This is a genomic window from Pantoea sp. BAV 3049, assembly GCF_009765445.1.
Lineage (GTDB): Bacteria > Pseudomonadota > Gammaproteobacteria > Enterobacterales > Enterobacteriaceae > Erwinia.
Window position 1 is genome coordinate 24,836 of sequence record NZ_WHOY01000031.1, and the last position, 17,896, is coordinate 42,731.

14 protein-coding genes are annotated in these 17,896 nt (G+C 53.7%); 10 read left to right on the plus strand and 4 right to left on the minus strand.

Annotated elements, in window-relative coordinates; all coding sequences use genetic code 11:
- The first annotated feature begins 174 nt into the window (after positions 1 to 174).
- Both GSQ70_RS26285 and GSQ70_RS26290 read left to right on the plus strand, forming a co-directional pair.
- Positions 175 to 921 (plus strand): phage holin, encoded by a 747-nt coding sequence (locus tag GSQ70_RS26285; protein WP_158780504.1) that lies wholly within the window; start codon positions 175 to 177, stop codon positions 919 to 921.
- A 225-nt stretch (positions 922 to 1,146) separates the two neighbouring features.
- A complete protein-coding gene (locus GSQ70_RS26290; RefSeq protein WP_370521100.1) occupies positions 1,147 to 1,278 on the plus strand; it encodes a lysis system o-spanin lipoprotein Rz1 in 132 nt (43 codons plus the stop codon).
- 1 nt (position 1,279) lies between these two features.
- Here GSQ70_RS26290 and GSQ70_RS00905 read toward each other — a convergent pair whose 3' ends face one another.
- From GSQ70_RS00905 to GSQ70_RS00915, 3 genes are all read right to left on the minus strand, one after another.
- A complete protein-coding gene (locus GSQ70_RS00905; protein WP_158780506.1) occupies positions 1,280 to 2,521 on the minus strand; it encodes an O-antigen ligase in 1,242 nt (413 codons plus the stop codon).
- A gap of 9 nt (positions 2,522 to 2,530) precedes the next feature.
- The gene (locus GSQ70_RS00910; RefSeq protein ID WP_158780507.1) at positions 2,531 to 3,553 is read right to left on the minus strand and encodes a glycosyltransferase family 8 protein; all 1,023 of its coding nucleotides are present in this window, start codon (positions 3,551 to 3,553) and stop codon (positions 2,531 to 2,533) included.
- Between the two features lie 113 nt (positions 3,554 to 3,666).
- Positions 3,667 to 4,506 carry a MurR/RpiR family transcriptional regulator gene (locus tag GSQ70_RS00915; RefSeq protein ID WP_158780508.1) on the minus strand — a complete coding sequence of 280 codons (840 nt, stop codon included), beginning with the start codon at positions 4,504 to 4,506 and terminating at the stop codon, positions 3,667 to 3,669.
- A 196-nt stretch (positions 4,507 to 4,702) separates the two neighbouring features.
- Here GSQ70_RS00915 and murQ point away from each other — a divergent pair, with 196 nt between their 5' ends.
- From murQ to tadA, 4 genes are read left to right on the plus strand one after another with little or no spacing between them, the layout of a single operon-like run.
- On the plus strand, positions 4,703 to 5,602 hold the full coding sequence (murQ, locus tag GSQ70_RS00920) for an N-acetylmuramic acid 6-phosphate etherase (protein ID WP_158780509.1): 900 nt from the start codon (positions 4,703 to 4,705) through the stop codon (positions 5,600 to 5,602).
- A gap of 3 nt (positions 5,603 to 5,605) precedes the next feature.
- Entirely contained in the window at positions 5,606 to 6,958 is a 1,353-nt protein-coding gene (locus GSQ70_RS00925) for a PTS transporter subunit EIIC (protein WP_158780510.1), read from the plus strand.
- Between the two features lie 3 nt (positions 6,959 to 6,961).
- Positions 6,962 to 7,600, plus strand: coding sequence for a phosphatidylglycerophosphatase C (gene yfhb / locus GSQ70_RS00930; RefSeq protein WP_158780511.1), 639 nt, complete (start codon positions 6,962 to 6,964; stop codon positions 7,598 to 7,600).
- Positions 7,601 to 7,640: 40 nt separating this feature from the next.
- Positions 7,641 to 8,147 (plus strand): tRNA adenosine(34) deaminase TadA, encoded by a 507-nt coding sequence (tadA, locus tag GSQ70_RS00935; RefSeq protein ID WP_158780512.1) that lies wholly within the window; start codon positions 7,641 to 7,643, stop codon positions 8,145 to 8,147.
- Here the strand turns inward: tadA and mltF are convergent.
- Positions 8,144 to 9,601 carry a membrane-bound lytic murein transglycosylase MltF gene (mltF, locus tag GSQ70_RS00940; RefSeq protein WP_158780513.1) on the minus strand — a complete coding sequence of 486 codons (1,458 nt, stop codon included), beginning with the start codon at positions 9,599 to 9,601 and terminating at the stop codon, positions 8,144 to 8,146. The two genes, tadA and mltF, sit on opposite strands and share 4 nt — an antisense overlap.
- Before the next feature lie 268 nt (positions 9,602 to 9,869).
- Here mltF and purL point away from each other — a divergent pair, with 268 nt between their 5' ends.
- From purL to glrR, 4 genes are all read left to right on the plus strand, one after another.
- Positions 9,870 to 13,757, plus strand: coding sequence for a phosphoribosylformylglycinamidine synthase (gene purL, locus GSQ70_RS00945; RefSeq protein WP_158780514.1), 3,888 nt, complete (start codon positions 9,870 to 9,872; stop codon positions 13,755 to 13,757).
- 539 nt (positions 13,758 to 14,296) lie between these two features.
- Positions 14,297 to 15,727 (plus strand): HAMP domain-containing sensor histidine kinase, encoded by a 1,431-nt coding sequence (locus tag GSQ70_RS00950; protein WP_158780515.1) that lies wholly within the window; start codon positions 14,297 to 14,299, stop codon positions 15,725 to 15,727.
- Positions 15,727 to 16,467 (plus strand): two-component system QseEF-associated lipoprotein QseG, encoded by a 741-nt coding sequence (gene qseG / locus GSQ70_RS00955; RefSeq protein WP_158780516.1) that lies wholly within the window; start codon positions 15,727 to 15,729, stop codon positions 16,465 to 16,467. The genes GSQ70_RS00950 and qseG overlap by 1 nt, the downstream gene beginning before the upstream one ends.
- A complete protein-coding gene (gene glrR, locus GSQ70_RS00960) occupies positions 16,464 to 17,798 on the plus strand; it encodes a two-component system response regulator GlrR (RefSeq protein WP_158780517.1) in 1,335 nt (444 codons plus the stop codon). The genes qseG and glrR overlap by 4 nt, the downstream gene beginning before the upstream one ends.
- The last annotated feature ends 98 nt before the right edge of the window (positions 17,799 to 17,896 follow it).

Sequence of the window (17,896 nt, forward strand, 5' to 3'; positions counted from 1 at the left end):
CAGGTTAATAAATTTTATAAAAAGACTTTTCGTAACGAATTTCCCGCTGTAGTGTTGCAGCATGGTTGTTAAGAAAAATAGCCTCTCTATTTTCTCCTCGTCTTTTATGTGAGGTGAATCAATACGAATATCAATAACAATGGAATCAATTGTCCTGGAGTATAAGTATATACGATGAGCAAACTGATCACAGGGGCGGCTTATGGTGCCGCGGCTTGTTCTGTAACGAACGGGTTCCTGACCCGGTTAAGTCCGGATGAATGGAGCGCCATTGGCGTTCTGGCCGGTGTTTTTGTAGGGTTGTTAACTTTTATCATCAACTGGTATTACAAGCGCAAAGCAACGCTGGCGCAGATCGGTGCGCTGGAAAAAAGGTGTCCATATCAGGCTGATACTCATGAGTGCAGGTATGGTTTATCTCCTGGGTTAAGAAATAAACTCCTCGCTGCAGCAGGCAGTGGGGCATTATTAATAGCAACATTACTGCTTAAAGGTGAGGATGGATTAGAAGGGCGGGAATATATACCTTATAAAGATGTCGCCGGTATCCTTATCGTCTGCGACAGGCATACGGGTGAAAATATTATTCCCGGAAAAATATATACCGATAAAGAGTGTGATTTACTGCTGGATGCCGATCTGGTAAAAGTCAGAAAATCAGTTGATCGGCTGGTAGTTGTTCAGACTAACGATTATCAGCGCGCTGCGCTTTACAGCTTTGCATTTAATGTTGGAGTGACGGCATTCAGTCATTCCACACTGTTGAGTAAACTGAATGCTGGCGATCATATTGGTGCATGCGATGAGTTTCGCCGGTGGATTTATGCCGATAAAAAAATCTGGCGAGGGCTGGTTAAGCAGCGAGAAACTGAACGTATTCTGTGTCTCTGGGAGGATAATAATGAACTGACTGAACGTTAAATTTGCCCTGAAAGTATTTCTGTTTCTGCTGATTATTATTTTCGCCATGATAAAAGTGGCACTTAATTACCATCATCAATATCTATCCGTCAGCGAACGGCTGAAATTACAGCAAGTGCAGGTGGGGGGATATGCAGCACCGCTTAAAGGATATCGCCGCCCTTGATCAAAAATGTGTTGCTCAGCTTGAGCGGGATGTGCCTACTGGCGAGCGCAGTGTGCAGTATGCCGACAGCTGTTCAGCCACAACCGCGCCCGCCTCCACCGGCGTGGATGATGCTGCCAGCCCCGGATCTGATGACGCCTTTAAACGAAAAGGAATTCAGTACCGTCTGGCGAAGCATTTATAAAATGTGAATTATTTGGGGTCGCCACGCCAGGCTGTCACCATCATAGCCAGGCAGGCACAAATCAGTAATACGGTATTGCCCTGAATTAATACCGTATCCGCCAGGCCAAACAGGAACGCAGGAAGAATTATAAATAACACTCCATTCTCTCTCCGCATTGCTTTAGAAAGGGAAAAAACAATACCGGCCAGATAGAATGCCACCAGTGCGATAATTCCAAGTATGCCATGTATTGAAAGCACTTCCAGCATATCATTGTGCAAATGATAGGCAACATTTTTCCAGGCTTCTGGATTATCCTTTTCATACTTAACAATATAGCTTCTGGCTTTTTCTGTGCGGGCGTCAGAATTCTGTCCAACTATACCGAAGTTGACACTGTGCCAGCCAGATTTCCAGATAGAAAATCTTGCCCCGATAGAAGTATCATTGTTGACATGATAATTATCGATGTCACTTTTGATATCTTTCATCCGGTCCCAAATGGCATAGGGAGTACCAATAATAACCGCAATAAAAATAGCCAGACAGCTGTAAAGAATCGCTTTGTTGATTTTTCTGTAGTTCATAAAGAAAAACAGCACATACATCAGTGGTGCAACAATCACTGATGAGCGTGTTTCTGTCAGGATTACCAATGTAATGTTTATCGCAAGGATGACAAAAAACAACAATATCGAAAAAGGTGTGCTTTTAAATCTCTGGAAAGATAAATACAGGCAAGTCAATGATACAAATACTGTCAAATATGACGCTGTGGTAGCTGCGTCAGCGGTCAGTTTAATTCTTGGATCGGCAAGAGAGTGCGCCTGAAGAGCAAGAAGCAAAGTGTACGCCAGTCCGGCAAGTATCACGACTATAGCTGCCGTGAGGACCGTCTTGTTTAATGAGTTTCGGGCCTTGTAAAAATAGAAAATGATAAAGGCAGCCAACAGAAAACGCTTGCCTCCGGTAACATAATTATCATGGATATCCTGATAAGTTGTGTGTTTGAAACAAATACCCCAAATCATTCTGGCAGCGGCCATTAGAAAGAGTGAAATCATGAACCATAACAGGGGACGATTATCGACCAGCTGGCTACGATTGTTCCAAACATGAGTCACCGTAAAAATTATACTGACATAACTTACGATATAAAATATTTTCTCAGGCAGACCTTTAATGAACAGGTCTGAAGTAAGCGCTATGGCCAGAGCAAAAAAACAGGTATTGTAAAACGCTTTATGCTGGCTTTTGAGTAAATTCATCGCAGATGCTCAATTAAAATAACGAAGTTTGAAATAAGCAAAGTACCATTTTAAGCCGTTCAGTATTTTTTTCTCTCTGAACATCAATTTGTACATTTTCTTTGCTTGCTGATCGTTTTTTGGTCCATCAAAAGGATATGTAGCCCAGACTGAACGTTGATAGATATCAACATAATATTGACATACAGCCTGTTTATTCCATTTTTGCCACGGTTTATCTGCTCCGGCATAATGCAGAAATACTGTATCAGGCGAAGGCATGCTTATATAATCTTTAGGTTTATGTCCCAGTTTAAAGAGTGTGTTGTATTTTTTCGGTAAAATACCAAACTTCTCTTCAAGAATAATATTTAACGCATCTTGATCAAGATATTGTAACGTCTCACCTCTGTGATTGAGTACTGAAAATACCTGCAATGATATTTTCTCTGTGATCCAGCGAGTGACATCAATCAACATGACCCCAGCATTAAAGTAGTCTTCGGTAATCAGACCAACATTTCTGGCCAGCTCTCCGCGAATACTTTCATTCTCAAGAGCAACAAATGCTGTTTTATTATGTGTTTTTGTGGAATTCCACAGGGTGGAAAAATTATTCAAACAAACAATATCTGCGTCAAGATACAAAAGTGTATCTATGCCTTGCAAAAAGTGCGGGGCAAGTAAGCGATAATAGGTGGCTTTAGTGAAAAGCGCTGTGGTCGGGAAATCAGAAAAGAGCTCTGCAGAGATTTTATGCAACGTAAAGCCATGCGGGCTGCCATTCAGCAGAATTGCTGCATTTTTCTTCACGTTGCTGGTATTTTCACCGGTAATCAGGTGGAAGTTGAAAATCTGGCCAGGTGAGGCTTCCATAATTGACTGGATTGTAATAAATGCATGACGCAAAAAACCGCCGTCAACGCCTAACACTACGTGTCTGATTTCCGATTCAGAGGCGTTTCCCCCGGTCGCCGCTTTCAGGACGTGTGAATGCACATTTCGATCGAGGAATGCCTCATCAATAATTCTCTCGAAACTTCCTTCATTCATCTAATGCGTCCAACTTGATGAGGGCCAGAAAACGTCAAAGTATACTAAATCTCATCAAAACGCAGCAATCGGTTTGCCTTAATTTGGTAATATCACTGTTGGTTGTTCTGCTGTTATACCAACTTCTTCACCAATGCCTCGCTGTGCCGGATATGGCTGGAAGCCCGCTCCGGGTCGCGCTGTACCAGCGCCATAAAGAGCAGGTCGGTCAGCGTCAGCTGGGCGGCGGTGGAGGAGATAGCCGCGCTGCGGGTAGTTTGCTCCTCGGCAACGGTGTACAGGCAATGGGTGGCGCACTGCTGCAGCGTGTTCGGCGTAAAGCCGGTGAAGGCCAGCACGTTGGCTCCTGCACGCTGCGCTTCCTGAGCCGCAAGGTTGATTTCACGACGTTCGCCGGTGTAGGAAATGGCTAACAGCACATCATCCACACGCAGTGCCTGCACGCTGGCCAGCAGGGCGTGCATGTCCTGCTCGGCCACCGCATTAATCCCAATCTTCATTAATTTCCACGAAAAATCCTTCGCCACCAGTCCTGATGCGCCTATACCTACCAGCACGATGCGGTTGGCTCCTTTCAACAACCGCAGCGTTTCCAGTAGCATCTCTTCACTGTTGATATCCAGCGTGGCTCTGATGGCCGACTGTTTCTCTGCCAGCAACTTTTCGCCCACTGTTTTCAGCGGATCATCACTGAGGATCAGATTGTGCACGGTGATGGCGTCTTTATCGGCCAGAGATTCACTGAGTGCCAGCTTCAGCGCCGGAAAGCCTTTGTAGCCCAGCTTCTGTGCAAACTTCACTACGCTTGACTGACTGACGCCAGACTCTTCCGCCAGTTTTTGCGAGCTGAGGTGGCGTGCCCGGTCCGGTTGCGACAGCAGGAAATCGGCCAGTCGACGCTCGTTCAGCGCCAGCGTCGGATAGAGCTGACGAATACGCAACAGTGAACTCATTGAACAAAATCTCCCGGTAGTGAAGCCAACAGCTTGAATTATCAGGAGTGATAATAGACGGCTGTCAGATAAACACTCAGTTTAGCGCCATGTAAATCACATTCCATGATTAAAATCGGGTAATCGGCAGGCAGTTACGAATATAATATTCAAAAATTCAGCCATTTTACGAATTAATAATTCTGGTGAGGATAGCATGAATCTTGGTGCACTGGTTTCCGAAACACGTAATGCCGACACAATGGATCTCGATAATCTCTCCACGCTGGAGATGGTGAGCAAATTTAACCAGCAGGATGCCACGGTGGCGGAAGCCGTGCGCAAAACCCTGCCGGAAGTTGCGCGGGCTGTAGATGCTGCCGCTCAGTCACTCAGCGAAGGTGGCAGGCTTATCTACATGGGCGCAGGCACCAGCGGCCGCCTGGGTGTGCTGGATGCTTCGGAATGTCCTCCTACTTTTGGTGTGCCGCACGGACTGGTGGTAGGGCTGATTGCCGGCGGTCCCGGCGCACTGCTTAAAGCTGTCGAAGGTGCCGAAGACGATGAACAGTTGGGCGTCAGCGACCTGCAGGCACTGAATCTGACCGCGCAGGATATGGTGGTGGGGATTGCGGCATCAGGCCGCACGCCTTATGTGATTGGAGCATTGCGTTTCGCATGCCAGCTTGGCTGCCGGACGGCGGCCATCTCTTGTAATCCGGACTCTCCCATTGCCCGTGAGGCAGAAATTGCCATCTCTCCGGTTGTCGGGCCGGAAGCGCTTACCGGTTCCACCCGGTTGAAGTCTGGCACTGCGCAGAAACTGGTGCTGAATATGCTTTCCACCGGGGCGATGGTCAAAACCGGCAAGGTCTATCAGAACCTGATGGTGGATATGCAGGCCACCAATATCAAGCTGGTGGATCGTGCCAGCCGCATGGTTGTTCAGGCAACAGGTTGCACTGCGGAAGAGGCCGAAACCGCGCTGAAGCAAACCAGTTACGAAGTGAAAACGGCCATTCTGATGGTTCTCAGCGGCCTCCCGGCTTTGCAGGCAAAGGCACTACTGGTTAAACATAATGGTTTTCTACGGGCAGCACTTCAGGACAGGGGATAAGCCATGAAAGATGGGCTGGCGGCAGAACTGCTACAGGGAGTAGGGGGCGGACAAAATATTTCCCGTCTGGAGAACTGCATAACCCGGGTCAGAGTTGAGGTCCATGATGAAAGTCAGCTGGCCCTCGATCGGTTGCGAAAGCTTGACGGTGTTAAAGGTTATGTCAAACAGGGCAATCAGCATCAGTTTATCGTCGGGCCGGGAGCAGCCTCTAAAGTCGTGGAGGCGATGCGGGAATTTATAGCGAAGGCTCCGGCCACAGTGGATACCGTCAGCCAGAATAAGGCTCTGGCGAAGGTGAAATATAAAGCGCCGATGAGCGATGCGCTGCGTCAGCTGGCTAACGTCTTTATTCCTCTGATCCCAGCCTTTATTGCCTCCGGCTTGATCACCGGCATAGTAAATATTTTAAAACGCCCGGATATTGTGGGCGATTTTGCCAGCCAGTATCCCAACTTTCTCGGTCTGGCAGCGATCTTTGGCAGCGCTATCTTCACCATTATGAATATTCTGGTTGGCGTAAACACTGCACGGGTATTTGGCGGTTCTGTCGCATTGGGCGGAGTGATGGCCGGGATCCTCTCCAGCCCGGCGCTGGCGCAGATAACCCTGTTTGGTGAAGCGTTACAGCCTGGACGAGGCGGGGTGATCGCGGTACTGCTGGTGGTGGTGCTGATGTGCTGGATTGAAAAAAGATTGCGGCAGTGGCTGCCAGAGTCGGTTGAGCTGATCCTTAACCCGCTTCTGACTACACTAATAACTGCTTCGCTGGCGATTGTGGCGCTGCAGCCGCTGGGTGGGATCATTTCTGATGCTATCGCTCACGGTGCCACGCTGGCGATAGATCGTGGCGGAGTGGCGGTTGGTGCAGTGCTGGCCGGGACTTTTCTGCCGCTGGTGCTGACCGGGTTGCATCAGGGAATGGTGCCTGTTCACGTTGAACTGGTGCAGGCTCACGGTTTTAATGCGCTGTTGCCGATTCTGGCGATGGCGGGAGTGGGACAGGTCGGCGCTTCACTGGCGGTGCTGATGAAAACACGTAATGCCCGGCTGAAAAAACTGGTGAAGGGGGCATTGCCGGTCGGCATTCTGGGCATTGGTGAACCGTTGATTTTTGGGGTGACGCTGCCGTTGGGACGGCCCTTTATTGCCGCCTGTCTTGGCGGCGCGGTCGGCGGTGCGGTTATAAGCTCTGCCAAAGTGGCCACAGTGATCACCTTCGGCATTTCCGGGTTGCTGCTGGCCCTGACCCTAGTCTCTGGTAAGTTGATGATGTATCTGGCAGGCTGGCTGGCCGCGGTGATCTGCGGCTTTCTGTTTGCCTGGTTTATGGGATTTAATGACCCTGAGGAGTAATGTTTGAAAGCAGGTGAGGAACGGCGCGTGGTGTTTTTTGATTTAGACGGCACGCTGCATCAGCAGGATATGTTTGGCACGTTTATGCGCTATCTGCTCTGGCGTCAGCCGCTGAATCTGCTGCTGGTTGTCCCTTTGCTGCCGGTTATCGGCAGCTGGCTGCTGTTAAAAGGTCGGGCCGCTCGCCGGCCAATGAGCATGTTGCTATGGGCGATCACTTTTGGCCACAGCGAGGAAAGCCTCACGCGGAAAGAAAAGCAGTTTGCACAATGGTTCCGCCAGCGTGTAAAAGCGTTTCCCATCGTGCAGCAGCGGCTGACTGATTATCTTAACAGCTCAGATGCCGACGTCTGGTTGATAACCGGGTCTCCTCAGTCGCTGGTTGAACAGGTCTATTTTGACTCGGCCTTTTTACCGAAAGTGAAATTGATCGCCAGCCAGATGAGCCGCGGGTTGGGTGGCCGCCTGCTGGCAATGCGCTGCCTGGGCCATGAGAAAGTAGCCCAGCTTGAAGAGAAGATCGGCACGCCTTTGCAGCTCTACAGCGGCTACAGCGACAGCAATCAGGATAACCCTCTGTTGTTCTTCTGCCAGCACCGCTGGCGGGTCACACCGCAGGGCGAACTGCAACAGCTTGAGTAAACAGGTATACTACCCCGCGATTTTTTAGCTGGAGACTCAGGTGAGCAATACCGCAAGTGATGAATTCTGGATGCGCCACGCATTGACGCTGGCTCGCCGTGCCTGGGATGAAGGCGAAGTGCCGGTTGGCGCAGTGCTGGTGCAGGGCGACAGAGTCATTGGAGAAGGCTGGAACCGGCCTATTGGTCGCCATGATCCTACCGCCCATGCCGAGATTATAGCGCTGCGTCAGGGCGGTAAAATCCTGCAGAACTACCGGCTCATCGACACCACGTTGTATGTGACGCTCGAACCCTGCGTAATGTGTGCGGGCGCGATGGTGCACGGAAGAGTTGGCAGGCTGGTTTATGGCGCTAATGATGAGAAAACCGGCGCGGCAGGATCGCTGCTTGATGTTCTCGGGCATCCCGGTATGAACCATCAGGTGAAGATTGAGCAGGGCGTGCTGGCCGGAGAGTGTGCGGCGATGCTGAGTGATTTCTTCCGTTATCGCCGGGCAGAGAAAAAGGCACTGCGTGAGAAATTGCGCGGCCAGCTCCCCGACTAGTTCATCGCGATCTTCGGCTCAACAGCCGGGTAGCCTTTACCCAGCTCTGCTTCCATCGCCGCCTGCTGCGCCAGTTTTCGCTCCTGATCCTGCAAATACCCCACCAGACTCAGCTGATAAATACGGATGTTCTCAACGTAGTTATAGGCTTCCTGCCCACGGGCATAACCGAAGTTGGTCTGGCTGTAGTAGCGCTTCTGGCTGAGCATTGGCAGCCGCTGCTTCACGTCGGCCCAGCTGTCAGGATTACCTTTCTGCTTTTCAGTCAGCTTGCGCGCGTCCAGCATATGCGCATACCCCATATTATAAGCCGCCAGGGCGAACCAGATTTTCTCGTCTTCCGGAATGGTGGCGGGGACCTTCTCCATCATACGTACCAGGTACTCACTGCCGCCGCGAATACTTTGCTCCGGATCGGTTCGATCGCTGACGTTGAGGCTCTCCGCTGTGTTTCGGGTCAACATCATCATCCCGCGCACTCCGGTAGGGGAGGTGGCCTGTGGATTCCAGTGTGATTCCTGATAAGAGATTGCCGCCAGCAGTCGCCAGTCGATGTCGCTGGCGTATTTCTGGAACAGCGGCCTGATGGTCGGCAGCGTTCCGTCGATAGCGCGCAGGAAAGTGCTGGTATCCACATAGTCAAATGTGCCGACGTGGCCGAGGTATTTCTCATCCAGCCGCGCCATCGCCCCTTCTTCGCCCATCTGGTTGAAATAATCCAGCATCGCGGCATCAAGGCTGTCATCCTGATCGCGCGGAATATACCAGGTCACCGGCTCCTCTTCGGTGATATCGAACGCCACGGCCAGCTGCGGATGAATGCGCTGCAGCAGAGCAATCGACACTGAATCACCCACCGTATAGTCGAGCTTGCCGTCCGCCACTGCTTCCAGCAGGGTAGTGGGACTTTGGTCTGTAGAGATTGCCCAGTCGAGATCGGGATACTGGTTCTGCTTCATGTTGCGCAGCGTCGAAAGATAGGCCGAATCCGACGCAACGGTCAGCCGACCTTTCAGCGAGCCGAGGTTTTGCGGACGGGGTTTGCCCATCCGGTACACCAGCTGCTGCGAGACGGAGTAGTAAGTTGGCCCGGTGCGAAAGCGTGAACGACCATCGCTGTTGTAAATTAATCCGGCCGCCAGCACGTCAGCTTTGTCATCTTCCAGATCGTCAAACAGATCGCTCAGGTTCTGACGGACAGTAATTTGCAGTTTGACGCCCAGATAACTGGCGAAGCGCTTCGCCAGCTCATAATCCATTCCGGCCGGGGCTTTGTTCACGGTGTAGTAAGTCAACGGAGAGTTCAGCGTGCTCACACGCAGCACTCCCCGTGATTTTATCTGTTCTATCCGGTCCTGCGTTCCGCCGTACCATGGGATCGACGGCCACAGCGCCAGCGCGAGCAGCACGGTGACAAGCCCGATAAACAGATAATTAATTTTAAGGCGTTTCAAATAGTTATCTCTCGATTGCTCTCAGGTCTCTGTCTGTACCGGCAGTATTCGTTGTCTATAATGGTTCCTGAGCGTGGGGCATTTTGCGCAACTCAGGTGTCCTGCGCAACTGAATTCATCCGGAATTGTGCGATTTTCAGCCAATTCCCCGGCCCGAAAAAAGCTGCGCAAACGGTTTCGTAACGTGCGGGGATTCTCTATAATACCGCCCGTTTTCCCTGTTGCGCCCCAAAGAAGCGTCGCCCGGCGCTCTGACGAGAGATCTTTGATGATGGAAATTCTGCGTGGTTCGCCCGCTCTGTCGGCATTTCGTATTACTAAATTGCTGGCCCGCTTTCAGGACGCTCACCTGCCGGTGAGCGACATTTACGCTGAGTACGTCCATTTTGCCGATGTCAGCGCACCACTTGCAGCTGATGAAAAAGCCCGTTTACAGCGTCTGCTGAAATACGGTCCCTCTCTCGCCGAACACGCACCGGAAGGTCGCCTGATTCTGGTGACGCCTCGCCCGGGTACGATTTCTCCGTGGTCATCCAAGGCTACTGATATTGCCCATAACTGCGATCTGCCTCAGGTTCTGCGCCTTGAGCGCGGTCTGGCTTTCTATGTTAAAGCGCCACAGTTAACTGAAGCCCAGTGGTCACAGCTGGCCTCTCTGCTGCACGACCGCATGATGGAAGTGGTGCTCAGCGAGCTGTCACAAGCAGAACAACTGTTTGCCCATCACCAGCCTGCGCCACTGCAGAGCGTGGACGTGCTGGGTGAGGGCCGCTCCGCGCTGGAGCAGGCTAACCGCAAGCTGGGTCTGGCGTTGGCAGACGATGAAATCGACTACCTGCTGGCGGCCTTTGAAAAGCTCGGGCGTAATCCTAACGACATTGAACTGTACATGTTTGCTCAGGCGAACTCTGAGCACTGTCGCCACAAGATCTTCAACGCCGACTGGGTGATTGACGGCAAGCAACAGCCGAAGTCGCTGTTCAAAATGATCAAAAATACCTTTGAGAAAACCCCGGATCACGTGCTGTCTGCTTACAAAGACAATGCTGCGGTGATGGAAGGGGCTCAGGTAGGCCGTTTTTATGCTGATGCCAACAGCCAGTACGACTTCCATCAGGAAGACGCGCATATTTTAATGAAAGTGGAGACGCACAACCACCCGACGGCCATCTCGCCATGGCCGGGTGCGGCTACCGGTTCCGGTGGTGAAATCCGTGATGAAGGGGCAACCGGCCGTGGCGCCAAGCCGAAGGCTGGCCTGGTGGGCTTTTCCGTTTCAAACCTGCGCATTCCTGGCTTCGAACAGCCCTGGGAAGAAGATTTCGGCAAGCCGGATCGCATTGTCACCGCGCTGGATATCATGACCGAAGGTCCATTGGGTGGCGCTGCGTTTAACAATGAATTTGGTCGCCCGGCCCTGAACGGCTACTTCCGTACCTACGAAGAGCAGGTTAACAGCCACAACGGCGTTGAGCTGCGCGGTTACCACAAGCCAATCATGCTGGCGGGCGGCATCGGAAATATCCGTGCTGACCACGTGCAGAAAGGTGAGATTACCGTTGGCGCGAAGCTGATCGTGCTGGGTGGCCCGGCGATGAATATCGGCCTGGGCGGTGGGGCGGCTTCTTCCATGGCTTCCGGCCAGTCTGATGCCGATCTGGATTTCGCTTCCGTACAGCGTGATAACCCGGAGATGGAACGCCGTTGTCAGGAAGTGATTGACCGCTGCTGGCAGCTGGGCGAAAACAACCCGATTCTGTTTATCCACGATGTGGGAGCTGGCGGTCTTTCCAACGCCATGCCAGAGCTGGTCAGCGATGGCGAGCGTGGCGGTCGTTTCAACCTGCGTGACATCCTGAGCGATGAACCCGGCATGAGCCCGCTGGAAGTCTGGTGTAACGAATCACAGGAGCGTTACGTTCTGGCAGTTGCACCTGAGAAGCTGGCTGAGTTCGATGCGCTGTGTCAGCGTGAACGTGCGCCTTATGCGGTGATTGGTGAAGCCACCGAAGAGATGCACCTGTCGCTGTCAGACAGCCACTTTGATAACAAACCTATTGATATGCCGCTGGACGTTTTACTGGGCAAGACCCCGAAAATGACCCGCGACGTGACCACGCTGAAGGCCACGGGCGAACCGTTGGTTCGTGAAACCATTACCGTAGCGGATGCTGTTAAACGCATTCTGCACCTGCCAGCCGTGGCGGAAAAAACCTTCCTCATCACCATCGGTGACCGCTCTGTGACCGGTATGGTTGCCCGTGACCAGATGGTCGGCCCGTGGCAGATCCCGGTAGCCAACTGTGCGGTCACCACTGCCAGCCTGGACAGCTACTATGGTGAAGCAATGGCGCTGGGGGAACGTGCTCCGGTGGCGCTGCTGGACTTTGCGGCTTCCGGTCGTCTGGCCGTGGGGGAAGCGATCACCAACATCGCGGCGACTCAAATTGGTTCGCTGAAGCGCATCAAGCTCTCCGCCAACTGGATGGCCGCCGCCGGTCACCCGGGTGAAGATGCCGGCCTGTATGAGGCGGTGAAGGCCGTGGGCGAAGAGCTTTGCCCGGCGCTGGGTATCACCATTCCGGTGGGCAAAGACTCCATGTCGATGAAAACCCGCTGGCAGCACGGTACAGAACAGCGTGAGATGACCTCTCCACTGTCGCTGGTGATCACTGCATTTGCCCGCGTGGAAGATGTGCGTCGCACCGTGACTCCTCAGCTTCAACCTCAGGTGGACAATGCGCTGCTGTTAATCGACCTGGGCAAGGGGGTTAACGCCCTTGGGGCCACGGCACTGTCACAGGTTTATCGTCAGCTGGGCGACAAGCCTGCCGATGTGCGCGACGCGCAGCAGCTGGCTGGTTTTTTCAACGCTATCCAGACGCTGGTTGCAGATGAAAAATTGCTGGCCTATCACGACCGTTCAGACGGCGGTCTGCTGGTGACGCTGGCCGAGATGGCCTTCGCCGGTCATTGCGGTCTGGATGCGGATATTTCCGCTCTGGGCAACGATGCGCTGGCCGCGCTGTTTAACGAAGAGCTGGGTGCAGTGATTCAGGTTGCCGCTGCGGATCGCGCTCAGGTTGAGCAGGTCTTTGCGGATAACGGTCTCGCTGGCTGTGTCCATTATCTGGGAAGTGCTCAGACGGGCGACCGCTTTGTTATCACCTCCGGCGATTCGGCGGTGTACAGCGAAAGCCGCACCACGCTGCGTGCCTGGTGGGCCGAAACCACCTGGCAGATGCAGCGCCTGCGTGATAACCCGGCGTGTGCCGATCAGGAACACGAAGCGAAGAAGAACGATCTCGACCCTGGCCTGAACGTCGCGCTGACCTTCCAGCCGCAGGAAGATATTGCTGCGCCATATATCGCTACCGGTGCCCGTCCAAAAGTCGCCGTGCTGCGTGAGCAGGGAGTGAACTCCCATGTTGAAATGGCGGCCGCTTTCCACCGCGCCGGTTTTGATGCGGTTGATGTGCATATGAGCGACCTGCTGGCAGGACGCCGTGGCCTGGAAGATTTCCAGACGCTGGTGGCCTGTGGCGGCTTCTCCTATGGTGACGTGCTGGGCGCGGGTGAAGGCTGGGCGAAGTCCATTCTCTTTAACAGCCGCGTGCGTGATGAGTTCGAAACCTTCTTCCATCGTCCGGAGACGCTGGCGCTGGGCGTGTGTAACGGCTGCCAGATGATGTCGAACCTGCGCGAAGTGATCCCTGGCAGCGAGGCCTGGCCGCGCTTTGTACGCAATCAGTCCGAGCGTTTTGAAGCCCGCTTCAGCCTGGTAGAGGTGGCAGCCAGCCCGTCACTGCTGCTGGACGGTATGGTCGGTTCACGGATGCCAGTCGCGGTTTCCCACGGAGAAGGGTTTGTGGAAGTTCGTGACGAAGCTCACCTGTCCACGCTTGAGCACAAAGGTCTGGTTGCCCTGCGCTTCGTGGACAACTTCGGTAAGGTGACTCAACAGTATCCGGTGAATCCGAACGGCTCCCCGAACGGTATCACAGCGGTCACTAACGAAAGTGGTCGCGTCACTATCATGATGCCGCATCCTGAGCGAGTGTTCCGTACCGTAAGTAACTCCTGGCACCCGGCAGAGTGGGGCGAGGACAGCCCGTGGATGCGTATATTCCGCAATGCGCGTAAGCAGTTGGGCTGAGGTGTTGCAAAATCCCGACAGTGACCGGTAATGAGTGTCGCCGAAAGGCGACATTTAACTGATTGATTTTTAATGCCTGCTGCGGTTTATCTTAAGATTGTTGCCTGTTAGCGACAGTCTGTTTTGACCACCAGGTAAAAATGCGCCTCCAGTTTGACTTTATAATATTTTTTTTTGAGTTAAATCAGGTAAATAGAAATAATTTTCAAGCATGGCACGGCTATTGCTACAATAATATTAGTGGCTCATTCATCTGGTTACGACAGCCCTGCGCAAGCGGACAAGCGCTTCTTAACAACCCGAATGACGCACAATACGGTGCCTGCCGTCCACCACACCGATAACAGACCACTTTGTGGCTTTATCAAGCATCGGACGCAACGTTGAGTTAGGCACCACCTATTTTCTGTGATGATCGCGGGTCCTCACACTCCAGTGGCAGATTCTCTGAATCTGCCATTTTTCGTTTTGTTCTCAGGGCTTTCTTCCGGAGCTGCACTCCGTTAGCATCGGAACAGATGGTTAACTGAGAGTGTCCCGTGAAAACATGGCGTTTATTCCCCCGTTCCCTGCGTCAGCTGGTGCTGATGGCTTTTCTGTTGGTGCTGTTGCCGCTGCTGGTGCTGGCCTGGCAGGCCTGGGAGAGTTTGTCCGCGCTGAGCGATCGGGCTGCCGATACCAATCGCACCACCCTGACTGACGTGCGGCGCAGCGAGGCGATGGCCCGCACCGCCCTTGAACTGGAGCGCAGCTATCGCCAGTACTGCGTGCTGGACGATCCGATGCTGGCAAACCTCTATCAAACCCAACGTACCAAATATGCTCAGTTGCTGGATGCCCACGTTTCGGTGCTGCCGGATAAGCGCATTTACGATTCGTTGCGCCAGTCCCTCACCCAGCTCAGTAAAATCACCTGCGAAAACAGTAACCCGGTGAAAGCCGCCTCTGACGGGCTGGAAGCTTTTTCCTCCGCGAATGCTCAATTGGTGCAGTCCACGCGCGAAGTGGTTTTCGCCAGAGGGATACAGCTGCAGCGTGAGATTGCCGAGCGCGGCCAGTACTTTGGCTGGCAGGCGCTGATCCTTTTCCTGCTCAGTCTCGGGCTGGTGCTGTTGTTTACCCGCATGATTATCGGGCCGGTGAAAGCCGTTGAACGAATGATTAACCGGCTTGGTGAAGGGCGAACGCTGGGCCACAATCTGGCCTTTAAAGGCCCGCGTGAGCTGCGCTCGCTGGGGCAACGGATCCTTTGGCTGAGCGAGCGCCTGGCCTGGCTGGAGTCGCAGCGCCACGAGTTTCTGCGTCATCTCTCGCACGAGCTGAAAACGCCGCTGGCCAGCATGCGTGAAGGTACGGCGCTGCTGGCGGATGAGGTGGCAGGCCCGCTGACGCCCGATCAGCACGAGGTAGTGAGCATTCTGGATGAAAGCAGCCGTCACCTGCAGCGGCTGATTGAACAGCTGCTGGATTACAACCGTAAGCTCTCCGAAGCGCAGATCGCGCTGGAGCCGGTGCAGCTTAAACCGCTGGTTGAGGGGATTGTCAGCACTCACAGCCTGACGGCGCGGGCCAAATTGATGCAGACTGAGATCGACCTTGGTGCCAGCGCCTGCCAGGGAGAGATGACGCTGCTCGCCAGGGCCATCGATAATCTTTATTCGAATGCGATACACTACGGGGCTGAATCCGGTACCATCTGGATCCGCAGTCGTCAGCAGGGCCGCAGAGTCATCATTGAGGTGGCAAACACCGGGACGCCCGTGCCGCAGACCGAGCAGGCAATGATCTTTGAACCCTTTTTCCAGGGGAGTCAGCAGCGCAAGGGGGCCGTTAAAGGCAGCGGGCTTGGGCTCAGTATTGCTAAAGACTGTCTGCAACGCCTGCAGGGCGACCTCCAACTGGTCAGCAGTGAGGGGGCTGATGTCTGCTTCAGAATTGAACTCAACACTATTGCCGGGAACGAACAATAATGAAAAAAAAATCCTGTCCTGCAGCCTTAACACCCTGGTTCACCGCAGGAAAATTCACGGCAGCAGCCCTGTTTGCCATTCTGCTGGCGGGTTGCAGCGCGAAGTCGTCTGGCCCGTCCGCAACAGGCAAAGGCAGCACGCTGGTGGTGCCAGAAATTAAAGTCGTCGATTTTCAGCTGGTGCCGTGCGACCACATCTGGCAGGCGGATGATGGGAAAACCACGGGCAATTCTCTCTACTGGCTGCGGGCGATGGACTGTGCCGTCAGGCTTTCCCCTGCGGATGCTCGTGCAGAAGCGCGCCGCTGGCCGGATGACAACTGGCAGAGCGCCTTCAAGCAGGGCGTGCTGATGGCCAATGGCAACGTCACGCCGGTGGAGCGACGGGAATACCTGCAGCGACTGGATACCTTCAGCCAGAGCTACCCCTCATCCGTGCGGGTGCTGATACAGCTCTGGCGCGACGATCAGATGGGACTGTTACAGCTGTCAGAAGAGCGAACCCGCTATCACCATCTGCAACAGGCAAGCGATGCAGAGCTGGATGCCCTGCGCCAGCAGCAGCTGAGCCTGAACAAAGAACTGAACGTTACCCGCCGTAAACTGGAGACGCTGACCGACATTGAGCGTCAGCTGTCATCGCGGCGTTCACCCGACACCTCTGACAGCAGCCACAGTGATAAAAGTGGCGGGGCGGGTAACTCATCACCCGGAAATAACACTGACGGTAGCCAGCCATGATAAAGAAATCGGCCAGCCTGCTGCTGGTGGACGACGATCCCAGCCTGCTTAAGCTACTGGGAATGCGTCTGGGAAGTGAAGGCTTCAGAGTGTTAACCGCCGAAAGCGGACCAGAAGCTCTGCGAACCCTGCAGCGTGAGAAGATCGATTTGGTGATCAGCGATCTGCGAATGGATGAGATGGACGGCCTGGCGCTGTTCACTGAGATTCAGAAAATTCAGCCCGGTATGCCGGTGATTATCCTCACCGCGCACGGATCGATTCCGGAAGCCGTTTCGGCAACCCAACAGGGCGTGTTCAGCTTCCTGACCAAACCTGTCGATCGCGATGCGCTCTATAGTGCGATTGATCAGGCACTGGTCCATCGTGCGCCTGCCAGTGACGATGCCTGGCGGGAAAGTATTGTTACCCGCAGCCCGCTCATGTTGCGGATGCTGGAGCAGGCCAGAATGGTGGCCCAGTCCGATGTCAGCGTGTTGATTAACGGGCAGAGCGGTACCGGTAAAGAGATTCTGGCGCAGGCGATCCATGCCGCCAGCCCACGGGCGGGCAAGGCTTTCATTGCGATTAACTGCGGCGCGCTGCCCGAGCAGCTGCTGGAGTCCGAGCTGTTCGGCCACGCCAAAGGCGCATTTACCGGGGCGGTCAGTAATCGTGAAGGGCTGTTCCAGGCGGCCGAAGGTGGGACACTGTTCCTGGATGAAATCGGTGATATGCCGCAGGCGCTGCAGGTCAAGCTGCTGCGCGTGTTGCAGGAGCGTAAGGTACGTCCGCTCGGCAGCAACCGCGACCTGGATATCAACGTGCGTATTCTTTCGGCGACCCATCGCGATCTGCCTAAGGCGATGGAGAAGAAAGAGTTCCGTGAAGATCTGTTCTACCGGTTGAATGTGGTGAACCTGAAAATCCCGGCACTGCATGAACGTTCTGAAGATATTCCGCTGCTGGCAAATCATCTGCTGAAGCAGTCGGCAGAGCGCCACAAACCGTTCGTACGCAGCTTCTCAACCGATGCGATGAAACGCCTGATGGCTGCGAGCTGGCCGGGCAACGTGCGTCAGCTGGTGAACGTCATTGAGCAGTGCGTGGCGCTGACTTCTGCGCCGGTGATCGGTGAAGCGCTGGTCGAGCAGGCACTGGTGGGCGAGAACACCGCGTTACCCACTTTTGTGGAAGCCAGAAACCAGTTTGAACTGAACTACTTACGCAAGCTGCTGCAGATGACCAAAGGCAACGTGACCCACGCTGCACGTCTGGCCGGGCGCAACCGGACCGAGTTTTATAAATTGCTGTCGCGCCACGAGTTGGATGCGTCTGATTTTAAAGAGTAGTTTTTTCAGTGCCGCTTTGCTGCCGGGATATGGTAGCTTAGGCCTCCTGAAATAGAGACAGACCGCGCAGCGGGACCTGTCCGCTGCATTTATACTCA

Excerpts from the sequence above, each read along its gene's own strand:
- glrR (WP_158780517.1), top strand. The coding sequence starts at position 16,464 with ATGATAAAGAAATCGGCCAGCCTGCTGCTGGTGGACGACGATCCCAGC.
- purL (WP_158780514.1), top strand. The coding sequence starts at position 9,870 with ATGATGGAAATTCTGCGTGGTTCGCCCGCTCTGTCGGCATTTCGTATT.
- murQ (WP_158780509.1), top strand. The coding sequence starts at position 4,703 with ATGAATCTTGGTGCACTGGTTTCCGAAACACGTAATGCCGACACAATG.
- GSQ70_RS00915 (WP_158780508.1), bottom strand. The coding sequence starts at position 4,506 with ATGAGTTCACTGTTGCGTATTCGTCAGCTCTATCCGACGCTGGCGCTG.
- GSQ70_RS26285 (WP_158780504.1), top strand. The coding sequence starts at position 175 with ATGAGCAAACTGATCACAGGGGCGGCTTATGGTGCCGCGGCTTGTTCT.
- GSQ70_RS00905 (WP_158780506.1), bottom strand. The coding sequence starts at position 2,521 with ATGAATTTACTCAAAAGCCAGCATAAAGCGTTTTACAATACCTGTTTT.
- qseG (WP_158780516.1), top strand. The coding sequence starts at position 15,727 with ATGAAAAAAAAATCCTGTCCTGCAGCCTTAACACCCTGGTTCACCGCA.
- GSQ70_RS00910 (WP_158780507.1), bottom strand. The coding sequence starts at position 3,553 with ATGAATGAAGGAAGTTTCGAGAGAATTATTGATGAGGCATTCCTCGAT.
- GSQ70_RS26290 (WP_370521100.1), top strand. The coding sequence starts at position 1,147 with ATGCCGACAGCTGTTCAGCCACAACCGCGCCCGCCTCCACCGGCGTGG.
- GSQ70_RS00925 (WP_158780510.1), top strand. The coding sequence starts at position 5,606 with ATGAAAGATGGGCTGGCGGCAGAACTGCTACAGGGAGTAGGGGGCGGA.